The organism is Acinetobacter sichuanensis (assembly GCF_003024515.2).
In the GTDB taxonomy this organism is placed as follows: Bacteria; Pseudomonadota; Gammaproteobacteria; order Pseudomonadales; family Moraxellaceae; genus Acinetobacter; species Acinetobacter sichuanensis.
Genome location: NZ_PYIX02000023.1, coordinates 41,657 through 62,867 on the forward strand (window position 1 = coordinate 41,657; position 21,211 = coordinate 62,867).

Annotated in this window: 21 protein-coding genes and 2 pseudogenes; 14 read left to right on the plus strand and 9 right to left on the minus strand. The window is 37.1% G+C overall.

The annotated features are described in order from the left end of the window. Nucleotides 1-40: 40 nt before the first annotated feature. On the minus strand, nucleotides 41-307 hold the full coding sequence (locus C9E89_RS13515) for a hypothetical protein (RefSeq protein ID WP_213069643.1): 267 nt from the start codon (nucleotides 305-307) through the stop codon (nucleotides 41-43). A 408-nt stretch (nucleotides 308-715) separates the two neighbouring features. Here C9E89_RS13515 and C9E89_RS13520 point away from each other — a divergent pair, with 408 nt between their 5' ends. The 5 genes from C9E89_RS13520 to gorA all read left to right on the plus strand — a co-directional run bounded on the left by C9E89_RS13520 (nucleotide 716) and on the right by gorA (nucleotide 4,686). Further along, on the plus strand, nucleotides 716-970 hold the full coding sequence (locus C9E89_RS13520; protein ID WP_107008868.1) for a DUF1330 domain-containing protein: 255 nt from the start codon (nucleotides 716-718) through the stop codon (nucleotides 968-970). A 48-nt stretch (nucleotides 971-1,018) separates the two neighbouring features. Beyond that, complete coding sequence (locus tag C9E89_RS13525; protein ID WP_107008869.1) at nucleotides 1,019-1,945, plus strand: ornithine cyclodeaminase family protein; 927 nt, start codon at nucleotides 1,019-1,021, stop codon at nucleotides 1,943-1,945. Between the two features lie 344 nt (nucleotides 1,946-2,289). After that, nucleotides 2,290-2,673: an alcohol dehydrogenase catalytic domain-containing protein gene (locus tag C9E89_RS23830; RefSeq protein ID WP_228199040.1), complete on the plus strand. Its 384-nt coding sequence runs from the start codon at nucleotides 2,290-2,292 to the stop codon at nucleotides 2,671-2,673. Nucleotides 2,674-2,786: 113 nt separating this feature from the next. Next, a complete protein-coding gene (locus C9E89_RS23835) occupies nucleotides 2,787-3,293 on the plus strand; it encodes a zinc-binding dehydrogenase (protein WP_228199041.1) in 507 nt (168 codons plus the stop codon). 40 nt (nucleotides 3,294-3,333) lie between these two features. Further along, entirely contained in the window at nucleotides 3,334-4,686 is a 1,353-nt protein-coding gene (gorA, locus tag C9E89_RS13535) for a glutathione-disulfide reductase (protein WP_107008870.1), read from the plus strand. Nucleotides 4,687-4,804: 118 nt separating this feature from the next. Here gorA and gcvA read toward each other — a convergent pair whose 3' ends face one another. Further along, entirely contained in the window at nucleotides 4,805-5,719 is a 915-nt protein-coding gene (gcvA, locus tag C9E89_RS13540; protein ID WP_107008871.1) for a transcriptional regulator GcvA, read from the minus strand. Nucleotides 5,720-5,857: 138 nt separating this feature from the next. On the opposite strand from gcvA, the gene C9E89_RS13545 reads away from it, so the two are divergent. The 6 genes and pseudogenes from C9E89_RS13545 (at nucleotide 5,858) to C9E89_RS13570 (ending at nucleotide 11,540) form a co-directional block, all read left to right on the plus strand. Next, complete coding sequence (locus tag C9E89_RS13545; protein ID WP_107008872.1) at nucleotides 5,858-6,628, plus strand: SDR family NAD(P)-dependent oxidoreductase; 771 nt, start codon at nucleotides 5,858-5,860, stop codon at nucleotides 6,626-6,628. Between the two features lie 327 nt (nucleotides 6,629-6,955). Then, complete coding sequence (locus tag C9E89_RS13550; RefSeq protein ID WP_213069644.1) at nucleotides 6,956-7,222, plus strand: carboxymuconolactone decarboxylase family protein; 267 nt, start codon at nucleotides 6,956-6,958, stop codon at nucleotides 7,220-7,222. Between the two features lie 72 nt (nucleotides 7,223-7,294). Beyond that, nucleotides 7,295-7,987, plus strand: coding sequence for a cupin domain-containing protein (locus C9E89_RS13555; protein ID WP_107008873.1), 693 nt, complete (start codon nucleotides 7,295-7,297; stop codon nucleotides 7,985-7,987). A gap of 14 nt (nucleotides 7,988-8,001) precedes the next feature. Beyond that, nucleotides 8,002-9,081, plus strand: coding sequence for a flavin monoamine oxidase family protein (locus C9E89_RS13560; protein WP_107008874.1), 1,080 nt, complete (start codon nucleotides 8,002-8,004; stop codon nucleotides 9,079-9,081). A 35-nt stretch (nucleotides 9,082-9,116) separates the two neighbouring features. After that, nucleotides 9,117-10,340 carry an MFS transporter gene (locus C9E89_RS13565; RefSeq protein WP_107008875.1) on the plus strand — a complete coding sequence of 408 codons (1,224 nt, stop codon included), beginning with the start codon at nucleotides 9,117-9,119 and terminating at the stop codon, nucleotides 10,338-10,340. Between the two features lie 9 nt (nucleotides 10,341-10,349). Further along, a pseudogene (locus C9E89_RS13570) lies at nucleotides 10,350-11,540 on the plus strand (MFS transporter). Between the two features lie 26 nt (nucleotides 11,541-11,566). On the opposite strand, the gene C9E89_RS13575 reads toward C9E89_RS13570, so the two are convergent. Further along, on the minus strand, nucleotides 11,567-12,535 hold the full coding sequence (locus tag C9E89_RS13575; RefSeq protein WP_228199042.1) for a LysR family transcriptional regulator: 969 nt from the start codon (nucleotides 12,533-12,535) through the stop codon (nucleotides 11,567-11,569). 22 nt (nucleotides 12,536-12,557) lie between these two features. Here C9E89_RS13575 and C9E89_RS13580 point away from each other — a divergent pair, with 22 nt between their 5' ends. Then, nucleotides 12,558-13,055 carry a GNAT family N-acetyltransferase gene (locus tag C9E89_RS13580; protein WP_107008877.1) on the plus strand — a complete coding sequence of 166 codons (498 nt, stop codon included), beginning with the start codon at nucleotides 12,558-12,560 and terminating at the stop codon, nucleotides 13,053-13,055. 162 nt (nucleotides 13,056-13,217) lie between these two features. Here the strand turns inward: C9E89_RS13580 and C9E89_RS13585 are convergent, their stop codons facing one another. Both C9E89_RS13585 and C9E89_RS13590 read right to left on the minus strand, forming a co-directional pair. Further along, complete coding sequence (locus tag C9E89_RS13585; protein ID WP_107008878.1) at nucleotides 13,218-14,123, minus strand: ADP-ribosylglycohydrolase family protein; 906 nt, start codon at nucleotides 14,121-14,123, stop codon at nucleotides 13,218-13,220. Nucleotides 14,124-14,152: 29 nt separating this feature from the next. Continuing rightward, entirely contained in the window at nucleotides 14,153-14,989 is an 837-nt protein-coding gene (locus tag C9E89_RS13590; protein WP_107008879.1) for a DUF7638 domain-containing protein, read from the minus strand. Nucleotides 14,990-15,247: 258 nt separating this feature from the next. On the opposite strand from C9E89_RS13590, the gene C9E89_RS13595 reads away from it, so the two are divergent. Continuing rightward, nucleotides 15,248-15,979, plus strand: a complete 732-nt coding sequence (locus C9E89_RS13595) for a Fic family protein (RefSeq protein ID WP_107008880.1) — start codon at nucleotides 15,248-15,250, stop codon at nucleotides 15,977-15,979. 220 nt (nucleotides 15,980-16,199) lie between these two features. Here C9E89_RS13595 and C9E89_RS13600 read toward each other — a convergent pair. Beyond that, a pseudogene (locus C9E89_RS13600) lies at nucleotides 16,200-16,366 on the minus strand (IS1/IS1595 family N-terminal zinc-binding domain-containing protein); the annotation flags it as partial. 101 nt (nucleotides 16,367-16,467) lie between these two features. On the opposite strand from C9E89_RS13600, the gene C9E89_RS13605 reads away from it, so the two are divergent. Beyond that, nucleotides 16,468-17,355 (plus strand): LysR family transcriptional regulator, encoded by an 888-nt coding sequence (locus C9E89_RS13605; RefSeq protein ID WP_107008882.1) that lies wholly within the window; start codon nucleotides 16,468-16,470, stop codon nucleotides 17,353-17,355. A gap of 56 nt (nucleotides 17,356-17,411) precedes the next feature. Here C9E89_RS13605 and C9E89_RS13610 read toward each other — a convergent pair whose 3' ends face one another. The 3 genes from C9E89_RS13610 to C9E89_RS13620 form a co-directional block, all read right to left on the minus strand. Then, a complete protein-coding gene (locus tag C9E89_RS13610; protein ID WP_171405135.1) occupies nucleotides 17,412-18,632 on the minus strand; it encodes an OprD family outer membrane porin in 1,221 nt (406 codons plus the stop codon). 132 nt (nucleotides 18,633-18,764) lie between these two features. Continuing rightward, the gene (locus C9E89_RS13615) at nucleotides 18,765-20,108 is read right to left on the minus strand and encodes an MFS transporter (RefSeq protein ID WP_107008884.1); all 1,344 of its coding nucleotides are present in this window, start codon (nucleotides 20,106-20,108) and stop codon (nucleotides 18,765-18,767) included. Between the two features lie 60 nt (nucleotides 20,109-20,168). Further along, on the minus strand, nucleotides 20,169-21,152 hold the full coding sequence (locus C9E89_RS13620; RefSeq protein ID WP_107008885.1) for an amidohydrolase family protein: 984 nt from the start codon (nucleotides 21,150-21,152) through the stop codon (nucleotides 20,169-20,171). Between the last annotated feature and the right edge of the window lie 59 nt (nucleotides 21,153-21,211).

Genomic DNA, 21,211 nt, shown 5'->3' on the forward strand with positions numbered 1-21,211 from the left:
ATTAATAACATAGTGACCTAATAACTCTTCACTGAATCTTTTAAAAAACCTGACTTTCTCTTCCTACTTGGTATGGACCTATCATTAGGTTGAGATTTATGCCAATTGATAAAAATGGTTGAAGTAGATTTGCTCTAAGTCCGGTGGATGAAATTAAAAAATCAATAAGTTTATTTCTCTCACTTTCCAGCCAATCTGCTAATAATATTCCAGCAATAGTTTCTTTCTTTCCATGATAAATTCCTAACGTCCTTTTCTTATTATTCTTGACCTCATTTTCATATTTTGCATATAAAAAAATGGGCAATTTTTAGGACAAAACAGACATTGTATTTAAACTTAACTAAATTAACTCATACGAAAAAGATATTTTCATATAAAATTAATAATTAAAAATCAGCAATATAAAAAACAATCAAAGTAAAACCACGCTAATTACATTTTTTTATATATGTCATATTCTTCATATTTGGATTTATCATTTTTATGAGATAAATTGACCTTTTTTTTATATTTATATTTTCAGAATAATGCTTTGATACTTTAATCATTAAAATTGATCAATAGGTATGTGAGCCATTTTAGCCTTAACAAAGATGGTCAATCACAATTAAACTTTTTATATGATGGAGCGTCATTATGAATAGTATAAATTATTCTAATGCTAGGCACAGATTTCTATGCTCAAGGATAAAGCTACTTGGGGAATTAAGATATGTGTGTTTCCAAAGGATATTGGATTATTGAATGTCAGGAAATCACCGACAAAACCTCTATGCAAAAATATGCACATGCTTGGACTGAAATAGCAAATGAGTTTAATGCTCAAGTTATTGATGGAACTAAATCTTTTAACTTTGTAGAAGGGACACAAAAAGCACGTGTATTTATTTTGGAGTTCCCATCTAATCAGATTGCTCAGGATTGCTATTACAGCGAAAAATATAAAAAAGCTAAGAAACTTGCATGAAATGCAACGGAAAGAACATTGTCAATTATTGAAGGAATATAAGACCGAATGACTTTTTTAAATTACGAGCAGGCGAAAGGTATTCTAAGTTGGCATGATGCTATTGAGGCACTGCGCTTAGGTCATGAAAGACCCAAAGCAACTCTACATGACTCACTCATGGGTCCTCAAGATGGTATGTTATTAAATCGTATGGCAAGAATTGAAGGACTAGGTTATGGCGTAAAGGTAGAATCTGTATTTAATGGAAATGCAAATATAGGGCTACCTAATACTCACGGAGTGGTTGCAGTTTATTCTTCTGAAAATGGTATTTTACGTGGCTTGATTGATAGCCATATTGTTACTGATCTGAAAACTGCTGCTGATTCTGTATTAGGAGCAACGCTACTCGCTCGTCCTGAGAGTAAACATCTTGTGATTGTTGGAGCAGGTCGAGTTGCCAACAATCTTGTCCATGCTTACTGTGCTTTATTTCCTAAACTTAAAAAAATATCAATTTGGTCTCGTCGTTTAAATCAATCTCAAGCACTTGTTAAAAAACTAGATCGATTATCTGTACCTGTGGTTGCTGTCTCAGATCTACAATCTGCCATATCAACTGCTGATATCATTTCGTCAGCAACTATGGCACAACAACCAATTTTAAAAGCAGATTGGATTCGTTTAGGAACTCATATCGATTTGATTGGTGCCTTTACTCCAGAAATGCGTGAAGCTGATGATCAATTAATAGCAGCTTCCCAACTCTATGTAGATAATATTGAAACTACGTGGAATATTGGAGAAATTTCTATCCCTGTGACAAATGGCAAAATATCACGAGATCATATTCAAGGAGATCTCTATAGGTTAGTAAATAGTAGTTCTGAAAATTTTAGAAATCAAAGTGATATCACTGTTTTTAAAAATAGTGGTGGTGCTCATTTGGATCTCATGATTGCTGATGCAATCTTGAAGAAGTTAGAGCTATGAAAATTAATGATGTGTATCCGTTGCAACTTGATATGACACAGATTCTTTTAATTGCTCATTGACTGTATTAATTAAAATTCTTCTAGATAATAATGCTTTTTCTTACTCAAATAACTTTTTTCCATATATACAACATTTTATAACTCGTGGGTTAAAGCTTGACATACAAGTACATCATGAACATCTTTAGAGATTGCCTTTTAAATGAAGAGTTTCATGTAAATTATTTATGAATATTGATCAAACGAAACATTTTCTATCTGATCTCAAAAGAAAATATGCTTTGTTTGCACAATGGCTCACGCCTATTTTAGATATCTCTGTTCCTACTGAGCACACTGGATATGTACAAAGCCTTACAAGTTTCTGAAACTGGACAGCTAGCGCTAGTCAAGAAAAAAATACCGACCCCATCATCAGATCAGGTGCTTATTCAAGTTGAGGCGTGCGGTATCTGCGGTGCTGATCTGTCAGATATTTCAGGTGAAAACCAATTCATGCGTGTACCCGGTCATGAGGTGATTGGACGTATTATTGCACTGGGTGAAAACGTACCTTTAATTTGGACAATGGGACAGCGTGTCGGTGTTGGACGACTGGGTGGGCATTGCAATGCATGTGACCAATGCAGACAGGGAGCTTTTGTTCATTGTACAAATCAAACATATATTGGTAGTAATCAGGATGGTGGTTATGCAGAATTCATGCTTGCTAAAACAACTGCTTAATCGCTATTCCCGAAGGTCTGGAATCTGTTGATGCAGCTCCCCTACTTTGTGCTGGTCTGGCTACATTCAATGCCTTAAAAAAATCTGGCGCTCAAGCTGGCGATCTTGTTGCGGTGCAAGGGATTGGTGGTTTAGGTCATTTAGCACTGCAATATGCCCATAAAATGGGTTTCAAAGTTGTAGCAATCGGACGTGGTGATGACATCTCAAATGAGGTGAAAAAACTTGGTGCACACATTTATATCGATACCCATACTCAAGATACCATCGCCGAATTACAGAAACTTGGGGGTGCCAAACTCATTTTAACAACACTTGGCAATGCTTCAGTTGTATCCCCTCTAATCGCTGGATTAGAACCTAAAGGAAAACTCATTCTATTGGGTGCAGGAAAAGATCCTCTTTCATTATCTTCTGGAAAATTGGTTGTTGGCGAACATATTGTTCAAGGCTCTTTGACAGGCACACCTTATGACACTGAAAAAACACTGGATTTTAGCTTGTTCGCCAATATCCGTCCTGAAATAGAAACGGTGTCATTAGAAGGTGTTAATGATGCGTTACAACGTTTAAAAGCAGGAGATGTTAAGTTTAGATTTGTCATCCAGATGAATACTTAAGTCTTTCAGTGTCTAAATCTAAAAAACAGGAATTTCATTTATGTCCAAACACTATGATTATATTGCGATTGGCGGCGGCAGTGGCGGTATTGCTTCGGTCAATCGTGCTGCCATGTATGGTAAAAAATGTGCATTGATTGAAATGGGAGATATAGGTGGAACCTGTGTCAACGTAGGCTGTGTTCCCAAAAAAGTGATGTGGTATTCCGCTCAAATTGCTGATGCAATTCATAAATACGGATCAGACTATGGTTTTAATACTGAATTGAAATCATTTGACTGGAAAAAGTTAGTTGAAAACAGGCAAGCCTATATCCGTCGAATCCATGCGTCATATGACACCGTACTCAGCAAAAATAATGTCGATGTGATTCATGGTTTTGCAAAGTTTGTAGATACTCAGACCATTGAAGTAAATGGTGAAATGTACACGGCGGACCATATTTTAATTGCTACGGGTACTCAGGCATTCAAACCTGACATTGAAGGTGCTGAATATGGTATTGATTCTAACGGCTTCTTTGAACTGGATAAATTACCCAAACGCACTGCAATTGTAGGGTCTGGTTATATTGCCGTAGAGCTAGCAGGTGTTCTCAACGCCTTAGGCTCAGATGTACAGCTTTTTATTCGTAAGCAGCAGCCCCTGCGTAGTCTCGATCACTTTTTAGGTGAAACTCTGTTAGAGAATATGCGCAGTGAAAGTATTAACGTGCATATTCAAAGTCAGATCAACAAAGTGACTAAACTTCAGGATGATTCACTTGTATTACATCTAGCAGATGGTACAGAACATAGCGTAGATTGTTTGATTTGGGCAGTGGGTAGAAAACCTGCAACTGAAGCACTTCATCTGAATCAAACTCAGGTTCAATTAAATAAGAATGGCTTTATTCATGTTGATGCATATCAAAATACAACACAGTCTGGCATTTATGCCGTAGGTGATATTACAGGCAAAGTCGAGTTAACGCCTGTTGCTGTGGCAGCAGGTCGACGACTGTCTGAACGTTTATTTAACAATAAGCCGAATGAACATCTGGATTATGAAAATATTCCGACTGTTGTGTTCAGTCACCCACCTATTGGAACAGTTGGATTAACTGAAGATCAAGCCATAGAAAAATTTGGTCAAGATGCTATCAAAATCTATCATTCTTCCTTTACATCCATGTATACAGCGGTAACAGAACACCGACAACTCACCAAAATGAAACTCATTTGTGCAGGCAATGATGAGAAAGTAGTCGGAATTCATGGAATTGGATACGGTATGGATGAGATCCTACAAGGCTTTGCTGTTGCTTTGAAAATGGGCGCAACTAAAAAGGATTTCGATAATACTGTAGCAATTCATCCGACTTCTGCCGAAGAATTCGTCACCATGTGCTAGTCATTACGCCTTTCAAAGAGCATTTATTTTTGTATTTGCTCTTATTCTCACCTAAATTTTAAATGATGAGTTTTCAACAAATTGGTCTTGATGGAGACGCCGTACCAAAGATTAAAATCTACGATCTGGCTTCCTCAATTAACCAATCCCGAAATGCCGCCAGTTTTGGGAGTGTATAGCATTCGTCACGATAAACAATGTAGTACGCCAGAACTGAAGTACATTTCATTTCAGGATACAACCGCATAAGACGCCCTGTTTTAAGATCATCATGCGCCATAACACTTCGAGCAAGGGCAACCCCACGACCATCAATTGCAGCCTGTAAGACAGATGCAGAATTATTAATTTTCATCCCCCGTTCAGTATGCTTTTCGGTAATCTGATTGAAATGCAACCATGTATCCCAAGTTGTAAAGTCAGAAGAATGATCCATGGATAAGTCATGAATCAATGGCAGATGCAGTAAATTTTCAGGTGATTGTAACTGCTGTTGATATTCCTGATAAAAAGAGGGAGAACAGACAGGAAATACTTCCTCATCCATCAGTTTTTCCGCTTTTAGCCCAGCCCAATTTCCCTGACCATATCTCACCCCGATATCAATACCATTGGAAATAAAGTCGACAGGTTTCAAATTGGTATCAAGTCTGACATCTGTATCGGGGTACTTTGCCTGAAATTTATCAATTCTGGGTAATAACCATTTCGCTGCAAATGCAGGACTAATCGCAACAGTCAGTACACCTGTAGCAGAATTCGTTTTCAACTTATCCAAACCAATACTCAGTCGATCGAAGCCCGCACGGATATCAGGTAATGCGGTTAAGGCAATTTCAGTGGTCACAAGTCGAGCCTTACCACCTGTATTTCGATGAAATAAAGCGACCCCCAACCACTCTTCCAAACCACGAACAAGTTGACCAATGGCAGCAGGTGTGACATTGAGTTCTTCAGCCGCAGCCGAAAAGCTTTGATGTCGAGCACTGGCTTCAAATGCTCTTAAGGCGTTGAGATAGACCGGCGTTTTCATACTAAAGTTTTTCTATCAATGAGCACAAGATTATCTCATTTGTTTATCACTGATTCCACTTCTAATATTGACTCAAATAAAAGACATAGCACTCTCTCACTATGTCGATGCTCATTTACGCTATACAGGAATTCAGAAATGAATAGATTTTCTTTAAAAGTGGCAATTGTTACAGGTGGCGGTTCTGGTATCGGTAAAGAAGTTGCAACACGCCTCGTTCAGGAAGGTGCAAAAGTTGTTATTACAGGTCGTGATGAAGCGAAATTAATGAAAGCAGCTCAAGAAATTGACGCTACAGGTCAAAATGTCAGCTTCTTCGCGGGTGATATTGCACTTCCTGCAACCTCAGCACAACTTGTGGAATACACCACTGAAAAATTCGGGGGTGTTGATATCCTGATTAACAATGCAGGTGTATTTGCGTCAAAACCATTCCTCGACGTGACCGAAAGTGAATATGACTGGTTCCTTGACACCATCTTAAAAGGTAAATTTTTCATGGCACAAGCTGCGGCTAAAGCGATGAATAAACGTGGTGGCGGTGCAATCGTTCAAACGGGTTCTTTGTGGGCATTACAAGCTGTCAGTGCAACACCATCATCAGCCTATTCTGCTGCAAATGCGGGTGTGCATGCACTGACTCATAATTTAGCTATTGAACTTGCTTCATCAAATATCCGTATAAATACCGTAGCACCCGCTGTTGTCGAAACACCTGTTTACAACACCTTTATGTCTGACGAGCAAGTGAAAGAAACCCTGCCAACATTTAACTCATTCCATCCGCTTGGTCGTAATGGGCAGCCTGCTGATGTAGCTGAAGCGATTCTCTTTCTTGCTTCAAGTAATGCATCATGGATTACAGGCACAATTCTGCCTGTCGATGGTGGTGTAACGGCTGGACACTAAATCAGATTTTTTAGGTTTCTAAAATTGATGAAATGCTCACGGCGATGCGAAAACTCGCAATGAAAATTGCGTTATCCAATTGTCCCTTTAGCATGGCTGTAAACGTTTAGAAGATGACAATGATCTTGAAAGTGAATTATTCACTCAGGATATTGTGATGTCTTTATAAGCACTTTTTGAAAACACCTCAAACATGTGTATCTATCAAGTTGTTCAATTCTTTATTAATTTATCAAGTGAGTGAGATTTTAAAATGCAAGACTGGAATAATTATCGTGATTCGTTAATGGGTCGTGTTGGCGACTATGCAAAATAGCCCCTGATGTGATGCGTGCATTAACTGCCGTGGATGTGGGTGTGAGTAAAATGGGACATTTGGATGCCAAAACTCACGAGCTGATTGCATTGGCTGTAGCCGTGACCACACGTTGTGATGGATGTATTGCAGTACATACGAAAAAAGCCATTGACTTAGGTCTAACCCGTGAAGAAATTGCCGAAGCACTTTCTGTCGCAATTTCATTAAATGCAGGTGCAGCATTAACTTACTCTGCGCATGTTTTAGAAGCGGTAGATACGCTCCCAGATCAATAATCTATTTTATTTTTTACTTCATTCAGTCCCAGTACTGAATGAAGTCATTCTTTTTGTTGAAGGAACTTTAATATGTTGATTCATGCAGACTTTTCTAAATCTGTGATCCTGAATGCGGATCAGTATGACTGGGTTCCTTCACCTCAACATGGTGTAGAGCGTGTCATGCTGGATCGGATTGGTGCAGAACAAGCCCGAGCAACCAGTATTGTCCGATATGCTCAATCATCTTCTTTTCCCAGTCATCAACATCCACAGGGTGAAGAAATTTTGGTGCTTTCAGGCACTTTCTCTGAACAAGGCGCTGATTATCCCGCAGGTTGGTATCTCCGAAATCCTGAGGGTAGCTCACATCAGCCATCGAGCTTAGAAGGCACTGTGATTTTTGTGAAATTACGTCAAATGTCGCAAACAGATCATCAATCCATACGGATTAACACCAATCTGGATGAGGCATGGCATACCTCATCTCTGGATGCCAAAGAGGGTGTTTATGAATATTGCCCACTATTTGAAAATGACAATGAAAAAGTTGAATTACGTAAGCTGTGCAACCAACAGGTGATCAGTATTGATTCGCATGTGTTGACTGAAATCCTTGTGCTTGCAGGTATGGTCAAAGTGAATGATCAGCTTGTCACAAAAGATGGTTGGATTCGCTTAGCGAAAGGTTCAGAAAATCAACTCATTGCACAAGAAGATCAAACCAAGATCTATCTAAAAACAATGAAAGTTATTACCAATCTGGAAAGTGAGAGTATTTAAGTGAGAATAAGTAAATGAGTCACTATCAATACATCATCATTGGTGGCGGTATAAGTGGGCTTTATGCTGCTTATTTACTCGAACAACGTGGTATTAGCGATTATCTTCTTATTGAAGCGAATGATGTGCTCGGTGGTCGTTTGAAATCCATGCCGATCAATGAAGATGAAGCTTTTGATCTGGGTGCAACTTGGTTTTGGCCAGATGAACAAACACAGCTTGCAAATGTTATTCATGACTTCGGTCTAAGCACTTTCGAGCAATACCAAATGGGTGAAATGCTCATTGAAAGATCACCATCACGCCCTCCTCAACGTATGCAACTTCATTCTCCCATATCTAAAAGGATTCAGGGTGGAATGAAAGCACTGATTGACAAGCTTGTATCGAAATTAGATCAGTCCCATATTTTACTTTCACATCAGGTCGTTGAACTGGTTCAAGAAGGTGAACATACAAAGGTACATGTTAAATGCCTTAATCATGAAATTAGGGTATTTTCTTCACAGCAGATTTTAATCGCAATACCGCCACGTTTAGCTGTGTCGACCATCAAGTTTAGTCCAGATCTTCCAGAGGCGTTTACAGATAAGTGGCTAAATACTGCCACATGGATGGCTCCACATGCGAAGTATATTGCAGTCTACGACCATCCTTTCTGGCGGGATCAAAAATTATCAGGCAGTGCACACAGTTCAGTAGGCCCATTGGCTGAAATACATGACGCATCCTCAGCAGAGGGTTCAGCAGCCCTGTTTGGATTCATTGGGCTGCCTGCACATGCACGTAAAACATTTACAGATGAAGAACTGAGCAATCATTGCCGTCATCAGCTTGTTCGATTATTTGGAAGTCAGGCTGCAACGCCTCAATCAGAGTTTATAAAGGATTGGGCACAGGATTCATTGATTGCAACTGAAGATGATCAATTACCTGCTATGTGGCATCCCTATCCGCCAATGAAATCACCTGACACAAGTATTTGGCAAAACAGAATGATCGGAATATCAAGTGAGTTTTCACCTAATTATTCGGGTTATTTAGCAGGTGCAATTGAGGCAGCAACATTAGGGATACAAACCCTGCTCTCATAAGTAAAGTAATGAAAAAATATAAAGGATATAAACACATGGATCGTCGACCTCATGGTTTCTTTGCAATACATGCGATTGCAATCATTACTTTTGCACAACTTTTTGGTACTTCACTTTGGTTTAGTGCCAACAGTGCAGTTTTAGACTTGATTCGTGAATGGCATATTTCAGTTTCGGATATTGGCTGGCTAACAAATTCAGTTCAAGCGGGCTTTATCATTGGCACATTTAGTATTGCCTTTACTGGTATCGCAGATCGCTTCAAAGCCAGTTCAATTTTTGCAATTTCCGCATTAGTCGGTGCCTTTTTTAATTTATGTTTTGCATGGTTTGCAAATGGCTTGATTGAAGGCATGATCTACCGCTTTTTTGTAGGAATTTGCATGGCGGGTATCTATCCAATTGGCATGAAATTGGTAGTTCAATGGGCGCCAGATAAAGCTGGGCAAGTTTTAGCAAAATTGGTCGCAATGCTCACACTAGGTACATCACTCCCCTATGCATTAAATGGTTTATCAGCTGATCTACCTTGGCAATTTGTGATCACATTTTCTTCGTTCCTTGCACTCACTGCGGCATTGCTTGTATTTAAATTAGGTGACAAACAACAATCCTCTGTTTCTAAAACGCCTGTAAATCAGAAGTCCAAAGAAAGTGCTTTCGAAGTATTTAAAAATCCTTCATTTAGAGCAGCTGCATTTGGATATTTTGGTCATATGTGGGAGCTCTATGCCTTCTGGACCATTATTCCTTTATTCATTGCAAAGTCAGGTATTCCTGAAAAATTAGGCTTTAACAATCTTGCCTTGCTCACCTTTTTTGTTATGGCATGGGGAGCTATTGGTTGCTTATTCGGTGGGTATCTCTCTAAACGTATTGGAAGTGCAAAAACAGCGATTGGAGCATTATTTATCTCTGGATTCAGTTGCCTTGTATTTGTACTTGGTTGGCGAGTCTTACCTGAATGGTTACTGCTGATTGTTTTAACTGTTTGGGGGACATCAGTGATTGCTGACTCTCCTCAATTTTCTGCACTCTCAGCAGAAGCCTGCCCTCCCGAAAAATTAGGTGCTGCCCTATCAATTCAAAACTCCTTCGGATTTGCAATCACAATTGTTTCCATTGGAATCACCACCTATATGTTTGACCTGATCGGTCTAGATTCAGCATGGGTATTAATTATAGGTCCTATTCTCGGTATTACTGGATTTTTCTATTCAAACCGATACTCCCCCCTTAACAAAAAGTTTCTCGCTTAAAGGTTTACTATGTTTAGCAACGTAATGTACCGCCAAGTTTTAATTTTGGCGAGTTCTCAATCCCTTTTTCAAACTGTCTCCGTGATGGTGATGACCATTGGTGGCTTAGCAGGCGCAAATATTGCGAATAGCCCGACTTTAGCAACATTACCCATTGCATCAATGTTCTTAGGTACAGCGCTAATGATGTTTCCTGCATCCATGCTGATGGCACATATTGGCAGAAGAAAAGGTTTTCTTTGTGGTGCTTTGCTCGGTGTTTTAGGTGGAATTATTGCTGCAATTGGTATTTATTTTCATTCCCTCTTTACACTCGCATTCGGGACAGCCTGTGTCGGTGCCTATCAATCATTTGCTCAATTTTATCGATTTGCTGCAAGTGAGGTTGCCGATGATGCCTTTCGCTCTAAAGCAATTTCATTTGTGATGGCAGGTGGTATTGTTGCAGCCCTGATCGGACCCACATTGGCTCGTTTGGGTGGATCATTGTTTAACAACTTTGAATATATTGGCTCTTTCTTAATTATTACAATTGTTTCGCTCATTGCGATTGGAATTTTGTCTGGGCTTAAAATTCCAGATCAAGTTGAAATCAAAACTGACTTTAATGCGGGATGACCTTGGCGTGAAATTGTGTTTCAACCGACCTATCTTGTTGCATTGTTTGGTTCTGTTACTGGTTATGGCATCATGATTTTAGGGATGACAGCAACACCAATTGCGATGCAGCACTCACATCATGAACTCGGTGCAATCACAACAGTTATTCAACTGCATGTATTAGGTATGTTTTTACCCTCTTTCTTTACAGGAAATCTAATCGCTCGTTTTGGTTCATCCAAAGTGATGTTTACTGGTGTTTTATTCTTTGCTAGTTATATAGCGATTGCCATTTCAGGGCTGCATTTATCATTCTTTATTGTCTCTTTAATCCTTCTTGGTATTGGTTGGAATTTCCTATTCATTGGTAGTACCGCGCTTCTCACTCAAACATATACCGTTGAAGAAAAGGCAAAAGCGCAGGCAATCAATGATATGACTGTTTTCATTGTAGGACTGGCTTGTTCATTTAGTGCTGGTGCATTGCTTAATTTTGTTGGTTGGAAGACTTTGAACCTTATATTAATACCGTGGCTCGTATTCACAGGTCTTTCCCTGATTTGGCTTCAGCAAAAAAATAAAAATTTACAGATCAATTGATTAAGCACAACCCATGGTTTATTTTCCTAAAATATTGAAAGAATTTTGCTCTTTAACCATGCTTGAGGAGCCTTCAACTTACTTTGTTCTAATGAATAAACATTCACACTGTACTCAGGTACCATTATAGGAAGAGCAAAAGTATCGAGTTCGTGTATGTCTTTAAAAACATCAACTGCTCTGCTTGGAAGAGTGATCATCAGGTTGGTAGATTGCATCATATACGGTGCAATCAACATATTAGGCAATTCCAAAGATATTTTTCGATAAACACCCTGTGCTTTTAGTGACTCATCAATAATTCCATCATGTTCATTCCAAGCACTTATTTTAATATGATCTGCCTCAATATAATTCGTTAATGTCATTTCACTGTATAACCCCTTTGATACAACAACGACATATTTGTCTTTAAAACATGGTGATACATCAATTAATGATGATTTCATTTCGTCTTGTTCTGAATAGCCCACAATCAAATCAATTTTACCTAAAATCATATTTTGAATAGATGTTTCCATACTTTGAAAAATCACCTTTAATTTGATATTTGGGGCACTACTTTTTAGCTTTTTCATAAGTGAAGGTAAAACACAAAAAGAAGTGTAATCGGTGGTTGCGATGATCAATTCATCATCACTCATTGATGGGTCAAATTCATGTTGTTTAAAAAGGTGAAATGATAAATGTTTTAAACTTTCTGAAACAACTGGTGCAATATTTTCCGCTCTTTTTGTTGCGACCATTTCCCCACCCATACGCACAAACAATGGGTCATCAAATACACTTCTTAATCGATTCAATGCATGACTAAACGCGGATGGGCTAAGATAAATTGCTTCCGCAGCCTTTGACACACTTTTATGTCGATATAAAGCATCAAAGACTAAGAGTAAATTTAGATCAAAACCATGCGGAATAAAGTGCATAAAATTCATTTTTAATATGTAAAAAATGCAGTATATACATTTTGTTTTTGATTTAAAATAACGCATCACTTATCTTTAGGTAAATCCAATGAATGATCAAATAAGACAAGTTCAACTTGCTGATGTTGAGCGTTGTTATGAAATTGAATCACTCGCATATCCTGCTGATGAAGCAGCGACCGAAGAGAAAATTAGAATTCGAGCTGAGCAATACCCTGAAGGTTTTATTGTTTTAGAAGATCAAAATCAAATCATAGGATTTGTAAATAGCGGTTCTACCGATCATGTTGTCATGTCTGATGATCATTTTAAAGAACTTGTTGGACATACATCATCAGGAGCTCATTTAGTGATTATGTCTGTTGTTGTTGACCCTAAATTTCAGGGTCAAGGTTATGCAGCCAAACTAATGAATGCATTTATCACACACGCAAAATCATTAAAAAAACAATATATCTATTTGATGTGTAAAGAAGAATATATCAAGTTTTATGAAAAATTTGGCTTTAAATTTACTCAAGTTTCTGAATCTTCTCACGGTAGTGAACAGTGGTTTGAAATGCAGTTAGCTTTAAGCCAACAGTGAAAATATTCATTCGGTATACTGATGTAGCTACCGTATTGATAAGCTTTTTAATGTAGAAAGGTGGGGAATATATCGTTTTAGGCTCTATTATTGCCCTACTACTTATGTTTTACTCCTATGGTAAATCACCTGTAAGTATGGCTTACGGGTATTGTGACCTACTTAAACTATAAGTAATTCAGCCAATTGAAGTATATCATCATAGCGATAGAGTTTATTTTTCCAGTGCTGTGGTATTTGAACTAAACCATAATACGCCCCTGCAATTTGCCCACAAATCGCTGCTGTTGTATCCGCATCATCACCCAAATTAGTTGCTTTCAAAATTGCATCTTCAAAACTTGAACTGTGCCAAAAAGCCCAAAGTGCTGCTTCTAAACTTTCTATCACATAGCCACTGCCTTTGATTTGATCTTCTGTTTTTGTACGATATTGTCCTGAAACAATCTGCTGAAGATCAGGTAATGCTGTCGAAAAGTGGATGTCAAAAATCTTTTCTTTGGATTGTCCCTGTAAAGCATTGGTGACGATATGAGCAAAGTACTGACAGGCTTCAATACACTCAGCAGATGCATGTGTGGTTTGTGAACTTAATGCAGCATAACGATATAACAGAGTTAAATCGTGTTGATAATATAAAATAATCGGAGCCAGACGCATTAAAGACCCATTACCGGAATAGCGTGATTCGGTACGACCACTATAAACTTGCCCCGTCTTATGATAGCGAAATAAAGCATTTAAGATGGTTTTTCCAACTCCAAAAGCATGAGGCAAACTGGAGTTATCGCCTTGGTCTAGCCACAACCAATAACGATCCATTTGATCTTGTGCATTAAAGCCTTTATGAATAATCAAACTTTCAGCCAGACACAAAGTCATTGCTGTATCATCTGTCCACATACCTGCTTTGAGTTGAAATTTTCCGCCTCCAATCATGTCTTTAACAGGCTTAAATCGGCCTCGGGGCAAAAACTCAACGGAAGTTCCAACAGCATCACCACATGCCAATCCGATAAAACAACCCAGTGCTTTATCGGTAAAATCAAAGTCTATGAAGTTTGACATAAAATAAGTATTTGAAAGTTAAAAGAACATTAAAGCTCTAAAGCAATATGAATTTTGCAATCAGTGAGCTGTGTTTGATGAACGCCATCCTCATTTTCTTCACTCTCAATTTCAAACTCTAAATACTGTATCGGTAAATTGATTTCCTGATGAAATTCATTCAATTTTTGTTGAACCAATTGCTGAATTTCTTGTTCATAACGTTGTTTAATGGTGCGGGCATGTTGCAAATTCGCTTGTAATTGTTCCATAAATTGATGCTCTGTCGGTAGTTGATTTAATGTCTTTTCTGTCAAATTAGTTAAGGGAAGATCCTCGGCAGAAAGATTAAAAAATGGATCGAAAATAGATGATCTTTCTTCATAAATGGCTTGGCGAATAGGGCGATCTTTACGATCTTGATCACCTAATACGTACATCCGCAAATGGTGTGGCATCGCCTCATAGGCTTCTTTAAGATTTTCACGATTTTTTTCAGACGAGTCACTTTGATACACATGCCATGCCTGTAAACAGCGTGTTGAACTGGTCGGTAAATCATTTAACTCTGCAATGATATCCATCACTTCAAGAATTAAGTCTTGATTGCTTTTTTCAGCACGGTATTGAAAACCCGAAGAAACGCTACCCACTCCAAAAATATCGATTTCTTTGGTTTCAGTTTCATCAAGTTCAACAGTGACCCAACCTTCTGCCACTTTTTGAATGAACTCATCCAAAGTCACCAATTCCCAACAGTCTACATAACCATTTTTATAAATTTTTAAATGAGTGAAATGGTACGAATCATTGCAAATAAATACAGGCAAAGTTTTATAAGGGGTATTTGGCGGAAGTTGTAATTTTGCTAGATAAAGTTTAATCATAGTGAACCCTCAAGGCTTTTTAACAGTATAATTTTCATCATGTCAAAAAACCAACACAAAGCGACACAATTTGTCGTTTATTTTTTGTTTTTGTAATAAATATTAATTGCTTATTGATGATATATTCAGCATTAGACTCACTACAACCAGAGTAAATATAAAAAATATAGAACATCAACACTCAGAAAATCTGATGCGATAGACTAGAGCCTATTTTTTTCCTGTATCATTCAAGAATACAACTGTAGGGACAAGGTTATGTTTGAAAATATTGATGCTTTAAAAACAAAATTAGATCAGCATCGCCCCCTTTCTCCTTCAATTGTAAAAAATCTACAAGAAGATCTTATTGTGCGTTGGACCTATCACTCAAATGCAATCGAGGGTAATACACTTACATTACTAGAAACAAAAGTTGTTTTAGAAGGCATAACTGTTGGTGGCAAAGCATTGCGAGAACATTTCGAGGCAATCAACCATAGAAATGCGATCTACTATGTTGAAGACATTATTCGCAAAGAAGAGCCTTTTTCTGAATGGCAAATTCGAAATATTCATCAGTTCATTCTAAAAAATATTGATGATGACAATGCAGGGCGTTATCGCCAGCAAAATGTGTTGATTTCAGGTGCCACGACTATCCCACCAGACTATACATTATTGAATGACAAGATGACTCAACTTGTCGATTGGTACAATTCGGAGGCACATAAGCTACACCCTGTTGAACGCGCAGCTAAAGTGCATGCCGATTTTGTCGGTATTCATCCATTTATTGATGGCAATGGACGTACATCACGTCTTTTGATGAACCTTGAGTTACTCAAAGCAGGATATCCTCCTTGCATTATTACAGTCGAAAATCGTTTAGCCTACTATGAAGCATTAGATCAATGGATGGCTTATGGCAAAACTGAAGCTTTTATTCAATTAATTTCTGAGGCTGTACTAGAAGGGTTTAAACCATATCAGGTTGTTTTGGGGATTTAACGAACTGATGTTACACATACCCTGCAAAAAACAGAAAACTTCCTTAAAGTTATCTCTATTTTAAGGAAACATCCTTTTGATATAACTAAGATATTTTGAAATTTCTGTGTAGAGATAGGTAATATTCAATTCTTCTATATGATTTTTAACTTTTGTGCTGTCATCTCATCTATTCCACATCACGAATTCCATAGCATCGGACAAGCATGAGTAAAATTCATTTGATCGCATTAGAATGACAGCCTAAATAAGTCAAATTATGGTCATCAATAAATTGTCATTACATTCTTTACAACGGTAGTTTTGTTTACCATCGCGTTTGATACCATTCTTCTTTATACTTTTACCTTGGCATTGAGGACAATGAAGCTCTATTGAGATTTTCACACATTTAAATATAACGTAATTGTGCCTCGTTGCCTCATTCTTTAGCTCAGCATACTTTTTAGAACACTACAGAAAATTTTATTCGCTATGGATAGCAAATTATGCAAGATGAAATTAATGATTTTGATTTTTTTATAACATTAGCATCATCAAAGTCGATGACTCGTGCTTCTATTGAACTGGATATTCCTCTACCCACAATTAGCCGAAAATTAGCAAAGCTTGAAACCTTATATGATAAAAGGCTAATTAATCGCTCTGCTAGACAGTTTGAATTAACAGAATCAGGAAAGCTCTTATTAGATCGAAGTATTTACATTTCTTCTCTAATGAAACAACTACATGATGAAGTCTCTCAAAATCAAAACACCTTTGCTGGGAAATTACGTATAGGTAGTTTGAACTATCTAGGTCGAAGCAAGCTCGGCGATTTAGTTGCACAATTTAATCTTCTACACCCAAACTTGGAAATTGAATTAATACTTTCGGACTCTAAAATGGATCTGGTCGAAGATGAGCTAGACATATTATTTCAATTAGAACAGCCAAACCATGTAATCTATGATTCAGAAATTCTACTTGATACTCAAAGGGTTTTTTGTGCTTCACCCGAATACTTTGAGAAACATGGTTATCTACATCATCCATTAGATTTATTAAATCATCGATGTATCTGTCTCATCCGTAATAGACATATTTACCAAGATTGGAAATACACGATTAATGATGAAATTTTTGAAGTTCGTGTACATCCATTTCTAAAAAGTAACAATGCTGAAGTTACTCATCAATGGATGATACAGGGCTATGGTATTGGTTATCGCTTATATCACGAAATCAAACAAGAGTTAGAAAAAGGCATGTTGATAGAATGTTTTGAAAATTACCATTCTTCCCAATTATCGTTATATATGGTGTATTCAAAACTAAAAAAAAGGGATGTCTTAAAAGGCTTTATAAGCTATGTCAAAGAAAATATTGGTTATTAATATATTCAAAGTGCTATAAATTGGCTTATTTATAGCACATCTTTATTGTTGAAAATTTAAAAATTCCAAGTGTAATCGACATTCATTCGTGTTTCATTTGCTGGTCTAAACATAATGCCATCATTTGGTAAATCATTACGATAACGTGTATAACGTGCTCTAATGCCAGTACCTTTTAAAATACCCGTCTGAACACGATAGTTAAGATCAAAATCATAAGAATCTTCTTCAAACTTTTGGTCTTTAATTCTTGGAATTTCAATATTGGTGCCTTGACTATAACGCACCATAAATTTCAAACCATTAAAGAAAGTATCTTTAAAATCATAATCATACCTTACACTAACAACTTGTTCATTCTGATTAATAAAATCAGCACTAATACTATCCATAAAGACTGCTGGTTCAGCACCACTCAACATGGGCATTGCAGTATCACCAAGAGAGTTCATATATCCCAAACTAAATGTATGATTGTTTTGATTAAATCCAAACAATCCACTTATATGTTGGCTATCAATATGACCTGCTAAACCCTTTCCAGAGTCTTCACTCATAAAAACCCTCAAATCTCCCAAAATGGCGACATCACCAATATCATGTTTACTTTTTAGTCCAATGAAATTTTGATGATATACATCATGCAAATTGGCATAAAAAAAGTCAGTCTTAAACTGATCATTTATTTTATATTCAAAACCAGCCATATGTAAGCTAGATGCTTCTGCAGCAGCTTTAAATCTTCCATTTGTATTAGCTAAACGTATTTTTTCATAATTTGTCGAGTCTCTATGATTAACACGATCGACATATAAACCATGAATTTTGATATTTTGAAAATCATTAATTTGTAACTGTGCACCTCTATAGTTTTGTTGGAAAAGCCGTGCAGGACTTGAAAAAATTACAGGAAACATTGGCACTAGTGTACCTACATGAAGGGTCAAGTTATTCATTTTAGCTTTAGCAGTCCAACGTAATTCGCCTGTGGTGTCTGCGCGTTCATTCTTTGTATTAACTGGAAGTAACCCTGATGAAGCATTATCATTATTATGATTTCCTAGCAAATTAAAACCAGCTAAAGCGAGAATATCTAAACCGACACCAACTGGACCAGTTGTATACCCTGATTTAGCATTGAAAATAAATCCTTGTGCCCAATCTCTTGCTGTTGGATATGGAACATTATTTATATAATCTCGATCGAAGTAGTAGTTCTTTGCAGTTAAGGAGAGCTTTGCATCGTCAATAAATTGAGCATAAACTGTTTCTGTCATAATTAATCCAAGTATGATTAGAATTTTCCTATGTACAGATTTAATTGTATTTTTCATCTTTATTATCCTAAATTTTGAATATAAAAATCCATACCACCTCGAATTCGAGGCAGTAAAGATTGATCAAAATAATTAAATTTTCGAGATACTAGGCATCATGGTTCTATTTCTTGCATATCGACCTTTTATAAATAATGCTAATGCTGAGATTAAAATAGGCAATGCAAGAACAAAAAATATGCCACTTATTCCAAGATCAAAAGTAAATATATAGGCACCAAAGAATGCACCAAAAATAGCGCCGAAACGACCCAATCCATGCATCCATGAAACACCCACCCCTCTACACTCAGCTGGATAAAAAATAGCTGACAAAGATGGTAATGAAGATTGAGCTCCAACAATTCCTGCACCAGATAAAAAGATAAATAAGGCAAGTAGATAAATATTTTGTGTAAAGAAACCTGTAATTACAAACAAAATGGCTGACACAAAGTAAGCAATTGAGATTGTCTGATTTGGCTCATACTTACTCATAAACCAGCCAATTAAGATTGTCCCTGCAACCCCTCCAAACGGAAATACAGCTGATACAAGGCTAAACTGTTCAGGCGTGAAACCTGATTCTTTTAGCAATGTAGGCATCCAACTGGTAAGAACATAAAATACAAGTAAACTCATAAAACAGCACAGCCATATCATCATAGATGGTAATAAAAACTTACCTATAACCAGCTTGACAGGACTCGTACCTTGCTCATTTATTTCAACATATAAACTTTTAACTGGAATGAGCTTAGCATCTATCTTGTGCCCCTGAATTTTTTCTACAATTTGTAAAGCTTCAATTTGTCCTTCTTTTTTAATAAGGAAATGAAGAGATTCTTTTAATAAAAAAATAGCTAAAATTGCAACTATAACGGGTATAGCTCCACCAATATAAAGCACCACGCTCCAACCATAGCTAGAAAGAAGCCCTGCAGATAAAATACCACCTACTGTAATACCCAAAGGTAATGCACAGAATAAGAGATTGACCATCCAAGCTCGACGATGTGCGGGCATATATTCAGACACTAAGGTTGCAGCATTGGGCATTGCAGCACCAAGACCCAATCCTGTTAGGAACCGATAGATTACCATCTCCGTAGTATTCTCAGCTAACCCTGTTAAAATTGTTAAAATACCGAATATTAAGGTAGATATAATAATGACCCATTTACGACCAATTTTATCTGCCAAAATACCTGAAAAAATTGCTCCCACCGCCATACCAATTAATGCAACACTCATAACTGGGCGTAAATCATTTTTGCTGATTCCCCAATCATCTAACAGTGCGGGGGCAATAAAACCAATAACTCCCGTGTCGACACCATCTGCCAAAATAACTAAGAAGCAAAGTGCAAAGATTATCCACTGCTGTACAGATAACTTCTTTGTATCAACAGCTTGTTGAATATCAATTATTTTCACTTTTAAAATCCTTTTACCAAAAGAAAGCCAATAACTATCATTGTTATTGACTTAATAAACTTAAATATTCAATTTAAATAATTTATAAGCATTTTCACGACCGATTTTTTCTCGATCGTTTTCGCCTATTTCTGCATTATCAAACCATCGTGTTGCTTCCTCCATATCTTCAAATGGATAATCACTTGAGAATAAAACGCGATCAGATCCAATTTCATCAATAGAGTTTTTCATCGTAATAGTTCGGAAATTACCACTAGTTGTTAAGTAAAAATTCTTACGGAAGTAGTCAATAAATGGTTTCTCTGCTTTAACACCTAACGGATTACGTCCATTTGCAGATGCCCAATGAGATGTACGCCAAATATTATTCTGAATTAATTCACCTAAATGTCCCAAGATAATATTAATGTTCGGATATTTATCAAATAGACCAGAACCTATTAAACGAAGTGCATGTACCCCAGTTTCAACAGAGAAAGACCATGCTGGGCCCATTAACCAAGGATGGTCCTTGATCCCGAGCTGCTGACTTAATAAAGGATTCCTTGGGTGCAGATAAAATGGAACATCTAGTCTTGATACTTCACCCCAGAAATCTAGATACTCTTCAGCATCATAATACTTAGCAGTTTCATCATCATGTAAATTTGAAAATCCATTAACAAGCGCACCATTAAAACCTAATTCAGTGATACAACGGTTAAGCTCTTGAGTTGCGGCTTCAGGATCTTGTAGTGGTAATGCTGCAAATGCACCAAAACGAGTAGGATGTTTAGCAATTAATTCAGCTAAAGTATCATTTGCAATTTTTGCAACCTCAATAGCTTTTTTAGCATCTGGAATAGCTTGGATCGCTGGAGCATTTAAAGAGATGATAGAATATTCGATTCCAGTTTCATCCATGCGACGTAGACGCTCACCAGTTATATCAAGTAATTGACTACGTTTAGTTTTCCAAACATCTGGTACAAAGAATTTTTCTGAATCACCTAGTGTTTGGTGAATTGCAAAATGTTCTTCTAACGCAATTTTCCCTTTCATATTTACTCCATAACTTTTAAAGGTATGAAAGAAGATTAATTAAAAAATTTCACTGTTAG

What these genes read in the sequence shown, in the direction of transcription:
- C9E89_RS13595 (WP_107008880.1), top strand. Translation starts at nt 15,248, where the DNA reads ATGTTTGAAAATATTGATGCTTTAAAAACAAAATTAGATCAGCATCGC.
- C9E89_RS13545 (WP_107008872.1), top strand. Translation starts at nt 5,858, where the DNA reads ATGAATAGATTTTCTTTAAAAGTGGCAATTGTTACAGGTGGCGGTTCT.
- C9E89_RS13605 (WP_107008882.1), top strand. Translation starts at nt 16,468, where the DNA reads ATGCAAGATGAAATTAATGATTTTGATTTTTTTATAACATTAGCATCA.
- C9E89_RS13565 (WP_107008875.1), top strand. Translation starts at nt 9,117, where the DNA reads ATGGATCGTCGACCTCATGGTTTCTTTGCAATACATGCGATTGCAATC.
- C9E89_RS13610 (WP_171405135.1), bottom strand. Translation starts at nt 18,632, where the DNA reads ATGACAGAAACAGTTTATGCTCAATTTATTGACGATGCAAAGCTCTCC.
- C9E89_RS13520 (WP_107008868.1), top strand. Translation starts at nt 716, where the DNA reads ATGTGTGTTTCCAAAGGATATTGGATTATTGAATGTCAGGAAATCACC.
- C9E89_RS23830 (WP_228199040.1), top strand. Translation starts at nt 2,290, where the DNA reads ATGTACAAAGCCTTACAAGTTTCTGAAACTGGACAGCTAGCGCTAGTC.
- C9E89_RS13575 (WP_228199042.1), bottom strand. Translation starts at nt 12,535, where the DNA reads ATGCGTTATTTTAAATCAAAAACAAAATGTATATACTGCATTTTTTAC.
- C9E89_RS13585 (WP_107008878.1), bottom strand. Translation starts at nt 14,123, where the DNA reads ATGTCAAACTTCATAGACTTTGATTTTACCGATAAAGCACTGGGTTGT.
- C9E89_RS13555 (WP_107008873.1), top strand. Translation starts at nt 7,295, where the DNA reads ATGTTGATTCATGCAGACTTTTCTAAATCTGTGATCCTGAATGCGGAT.
- C9E89_RS13590 (WP_107008879.1), bottom strand. Translation starts at nt 14,989, where the DNA reads ATGATTAAACTTTATCTAGCAAAATTACAACTTCCGCCAAATACCCCT.
- C9E89_RS13620 (WP_107008885.1), bottom strand. Translation starts at nt 21,152, where the DNA reads ATGAAAGGGAAAATTGCGTTAGAAGAACATTTTGCAATTCACCAAACA.
- gorA (WP_107008870.1), top strand. Translation starts at nt 3,334, where the DNA reads ATGTCCAAACACTATGATTATATTGCGATTGGCGGCGGCAGTGGCGGT.
- C9E89_RS13560 (WP_107008874.1), top strand. Translation starts at nt 8,002, where the DNA reads ATGAGTCACTATCAATACATCATCATTGGTGGCGGTATAAGTGGGCTT.
- gcvA (WP_107008871.1), bottom strand. Translation starts at nt 5,719, where the DNA reads ATGAAAACGCCGGTCTATCTCAACGCCTTAAGAGCATTTGAAGCCAGT.
- C9E89_RS13550 (WP_213069644.1), top strand. Translation starts at nt 6,956, where the DNA reads ATGCGTGCATTAACTGCCGTGGATGTGGGTGTGAGTAAAATGGGACAT.
- C9E89_RS13525 (WP_107008869.1), top strand. Translation starts at nt 1,019, where the DNA reads ATGACTTTTTTAAATTACGAGCAGGCGAAAGGTATTCTAAGTTGGCAT.
- C9E89_RS13580 (WP_107008877.1), top strand. Translation starts at nt 12,558, where the DNA reads ATGAATGATCAAATAAGACAAGTTCAACTTGCTGATGTTGAGCGTTGT.